The sequence below is a fragment of the Massilia pseudoviolaceinigra genome (assembly GCF_030846505.1).
In the GTDB taxonomy this organism is placed as follows: Bacteria; Pseudomonadota; Gammaproteobacteria; order Burkholderiales; family Burkholderiaceae_D; genus Telluria_A; species Telluria_A violaceinigra.
In genome coordinates this window covers 1-4,552 of record NZ_JAVCWL010000066.1, presented here as the reverse complement: position 1 = coordinate 4,552, position 4,552 = coordinate 1, and the positions used below count along the sequence as shown (strand labels likewise).

General features: G+C 63.0%; 3 protein-coding genes. All 3 read left to right on the top strand.

Going from position 1 to position 4,552, the window contains the following annotated elements:
• On the top strand, nt 1–2,584 hold a 2,584-nt coding region (locus tag RBA40_RS32805), incomplete at its 5' end, for a toprim domain-containing protein (protein ID WP_306653048.1).
• The gene (gene xerC / locus RBA40_RS32800) at nt 2,581–3,699 is read left to right on the top strand and encodes a site-specific tyrosine recombinase XerC (RefSeq protein WP_306653047.1); all 1,119 of its coding nucleotides are present in this window, start codon (nt 2,581–2,583) and stop codon (nt 3,697–3,699) included. The genes RBA40_RS32805 and xerC, both read left to right, overlap by 4 nt.
• 20 nt (nt 3,700–3,719) lie before the next feature.
• Complete coding sequence (locus RBA40_RS32795) at nt 3,720–3,902, top strand: DUF7706 family protein (protein ID WP_306653045.1); 183 nt, start codon at nt 3,720–3,722, stop codon at nt 3,900–3,902.
• The last annotated feature ends 650 nt before the right edge of the window (nt 3,903–4,552 follow it).

The window sequence follows — 4,552 nt, the reverse complement described above, 5'->3', positions numbered from 1 at the left end:
CGCTAACCGCACGCTGGGCTACCGGCTCCCCGCCAAAAACGTCAAGGCCGGCGCGGAACTCAAGGGCCGTTTGCAAGGCATCGGCATCCTGCGCGAAACCGGTCACGAGCACTTCAACGGTTCCGTCGTCGTGCCGGTCATCGACATTGGCGGCAATGTCACCGAAGTCTACGCGCGCAAGCTGCGCGACGATCTGCGCACCGGCACGCCGACGCACCTGTATCTGCCGGGGCCACACCAGGGCGTATGGAACGAGGCGGCGTTGCAGCAGCACGAGGAAATCATCCTGTGCGAGGCCCTGATCGACGCGCTCACGTTCTGGCAGGCGGGCTATCACAACGTCACGACCAGCTATGGCACGTCCGGTTTTACGCCCGACCATATCGCCGCGTTTCAGCGGCACGGCACCAAGCGCGTCCTGATTGCATATGACCGCGACGACGCGGGCGACAATGCGGCCAACGCGCTGGCCGAGCAGTTGAATGCAATCGGCATCGAGTGCTACCGCATCCAGCTCCCCAAGGGGATGGAAGCCAACGAATACGCCTTGAAGGTCACGCCGGCATCGAAAAGCCTGGGCATCCTGATCCGCAAGGCAGCATGGTGCGGCAAGGGTGTAGCGCCGCAGGCAGCACCCGGCCAGCACGTCGAGGCGATGGAGTGCACCGCCACCGCCACCATCACCGACGCCAGCGCCGAACCTTCGCCGGTCGTGACGCCCGCACCTGCACCGGCACCGTCATCCAATGCGGCTACCGCCGCCGCTGTCGTTCTGCCGTCGGACTCCACCGGCTTAGCCGCTTCGCCCACGGCCGCGCCAGCGGCGGCGTCCATCGAGGCCGAAATCAAGGATGATGAAGTGGTGTTCACCTTCGGCGACCGGCGCTATCGCGTGCGCGGCCTGCCGAAAAACCTGTCGCCCGAAACGCTCAAGATCAACCTGCTCGTGTCCTGCAAGGATGCCTACTTCATCGATACGCTGGACCTGTACAGCGCGCGCGGCCGTAGCCAGTACCTGCTGTACGCTGCCAAGGAGCTGGCCGTGCGGGACGACCTCATCAAGCACGACCTGGGGCGCATCCTGCTAAAACTGGAAGCGTTGCAAGACGAGCGCATCAAGTCCGCGACCAAAACGGCGCCGGCCGTGCCGACCATGACCGACGCCGAGCGCGATGCCTCCCTGGCACTGCTGCGCGCGCCTGACCTGCTGGACCGGATCGTGGCCGACTTCGACGGTTGCGGGCTGGTCGGCGAGCGCACCAACAAGCTTGTTGGCTACCTGGCCGCAGTCAGCCGCAAGCTCGATAGGCCGCTGGCCATCGTCGTGCAGTCGTCAAGCGCGGCCGGAAAAAGCTCCCTAATGGATGCGGTGCTGGCGATGATCCCGGAGGAAGAACGCATCAAGTACAGCGCCATGACCGGCCAGAGCCTGTTCTACATGGGCGAGACGAACTTGCAGCACAAGATACTTGCCATCGTTGAAGAGGAAGGCGCGAGCCGGGCCAGCTACGCCTTAAAACTGCTGCAAAGCGAAGGCGAGTTGATGATTGCATCGACCGGCAAGGATGCCAATACGGGCAACCTCATCACGCAGGAATACCGCGTCACCGGCCCGGTCATGATCTTCCTGACCACGACGGCCATCGAGATCGACGAAGAACTGATGAACCGCTGCATCGTCCTCACCGTCGATGAAGGACGCGAGCAAACCGAGGCGATCCACAGCCTGCAACGCAACCGGCGCATGCTGTCGGGCCTGATGGCGAAACAGGGAAAGGATGCGATCCTGGCCCTGCACCGCAATGCACAACGCCTGCTGCGCCCGCTGGCCGTGGTCAATCCCTACGCCGACCAGCTCACATTCCTGTCGGACAAAACGCGAACCCGGCGCGATCACGAAAAATATCTGACGCTGATTGACACCATCGCCTTGCTGCACCAACACCAGCGCGCCATCAAGAGCACGACGGGCGGCAACGGGGCTGCGCTGGAATACATCGAGGTCACGGCGTCCGACATCGAGCAGGCCAACAGGCTGACGCATGAGGTGCTGGGCCGCAGCCTTGACGAGCTGCCGCCGCAGACGCGCCGACTCTTGAGCTTGGTAGATGCGCTGGTCGATACGTCGGCCGCAGCGCTGGGAATCCGCCGCACCGAGTATCACTTTAGCCGCAAGGACGTGCGCGAGGCGACCGGTTGGGGAGATACCCAGCTTAAAATCCACCTTGGGCGGCTGGCCGAGCTGGAATACCTGCTGGTGCACCGCGCCGAGCGTGGGCAGGGCTATGTGTATGAATTGCTGTATGACGGCGACGGCAACAACGCGCCGCACCTGACCGGGTTGCTCGATGCCGGCGCGCTCAATGACTACGACGGGCAGCGGTCGGGGCATGGGCAAGCGCAGTCGGCCCCCGGTCGGCCCGTGGTCGGTGGGTGGTCGGCCCCCGGTCGGGCCGTCAAATCGGCCACAACGCCAGTGCTGGCAAGGGTTGCGGCAGAAAATGCGCCATTCGCCACTGAAAACGCACTTCCTATGACGAACGGTCACGCGCTGGTCGTACCGAAGTCGGCGGAGGCGGCATGAGGCCGGCACGTCCTGGCAAGCTCCCCGGTCCGCTGCACTATGCCGGTGATCCGAAAACCCGTGGCGGCTTCCGCTCCTACCTGATCGAGTTCATCGACTGGACGCAGGCCATGCACTACTCGGCGACGACGCTCAAGAACCGGCGCATCGAAATGGGCTACTTCATCGACTGGTGCGAGGAGCGCAGCGTCAACACGCCGCACGAGGTGACGCGGGCGATGCTGGAGCGCTACCGCCAATACATCTTTGCCTACCGGCGCAAGGCCGACGGTGCGCCGCTGTCGTGCCAGACCCAGAGCAAGCGCCTGATCACGGTGCGCATGTTCTTCAAGTGGATGGCGAAAAGCCATCACCTGTTGTTCAACCCGGCCAGCGAAATGGAACTGCCAAGGCAGGAGACGCGCTTGCCGCGCCATGTGCTGACCGTCGCCGAAATTGCCCAGGTACTGAACGCGGCCGACATTGACGACCCCTCGGGCTTTGGCATCCGGGACCGGGCCATGCTGGAAGCGCTGTATAGCACCGGCATGCGCCGCGCCGAGCTGGTCGGCCTCGATCTCAATGACATCGACGCCGAGCGCGGCACGGTGCTGGTGCGGCTGGGCAAAGGCAAGAAGGACCGCATGGTACCGATTGGCGAGCGGGCCTTGGCCTGGATTGCCCGGTATGTACAGGAAGTGCGGCCGCGCTACCTTGACGACGATAGCGACGCGACGCTGTTCCTGTCGAAACACCACGAACGTGTCAGTGCCAAGCAGATGTCGGGCATTGCCAAGAAAACCATTGACCGCGCCAACCTTGATCGTGTCCAGGCGTCCGGCCCGTTAAATAGCTCCTGCCACCTGTTCCGCCATGCCTGCGCCACCCACATGCTGGAGAACGGTGCGGACATCAGGTTCATCCAGGCGTTGCTGGGACACGCCGAGCTGACCACCACCGAAGTTTATACACGGGTGGCGATCATGAAGCTCAAGGAAGTGCATGAGGCGACCCATCCTGCGCGATTACAGGCCCGTGGCGCTGCGCACGACGGCACAGTAGGGGGAAGCGATGTCGGCGTGCGCGCTGCGCTCCTGGATGCCCTGGATGCCGAGGCGATGCATCAGCCGGACTGACCACCATAGCGAGGGACGCCATGACCATCATCGAAGTGGAGCTGCCGGACGACCTGGCGATGGCGCTCGCCCAGTTCCTCAAGCGCGTCGGGTATAGCAATTACCTGTCGCTGGCCATCGACAAGCAGGAGGCATACGAGATGGTCGACGCCGGCGAGAAGGTGCGCGAGGCGCTAGCCGATAAGGGATTCGCGCCACGTTGAGGCGCCCGATCCGCGGCCGGGAAAACATAGGAATCTTAATATGTTCGGTAACGCCAACGGCGATTCCTATATGTTTGGTAATAACGCCCCCATGCAACCGATTTGCAACCCCATGCAACTAGGTGCCACCGCGCTGCAACCATAAGCAACCATCTGCAACCCCAATGCAACCGTCCGCCTGCGGGAAATGCCCTGGCATAGGCACGACAGATATGAATACAAAACCCTGCCGGGTTTGGCATTCATACCCGTGCCAAAGGGACTCCCTTTGAAACCCTGGCAAGGCCGCGCCAGGACGCACAACCCGCGCCGAACTACGTCGGTAGCAGGCCAAGCGCCACTCACCAAAACCAACCCCAATCCCGCGTCTACAGGCGGTGCAAGGGATGCACCCGCCTTGCACCGCATGCCCGAGCGTGTTTCGTCCCCGACCGTCAAGGGTTCGCTGCGCCGCTGCGCGCCCTTGACTGCGCACGCGCCGCCGATCCGCCACCCCGTGCCAGAAATGCCTTGCCTCGCGCGTGCGCGCAAGCCAGAATGCGTGTCTAGGAAAATTTGCAACAATGCAGGGGCGGCATCTGAATTTAGCTGCTGCAAGCGGTTGATTGGACTAGGGAAAGTGGCGAAATTAGGAGAAATGCGCGTCAGGT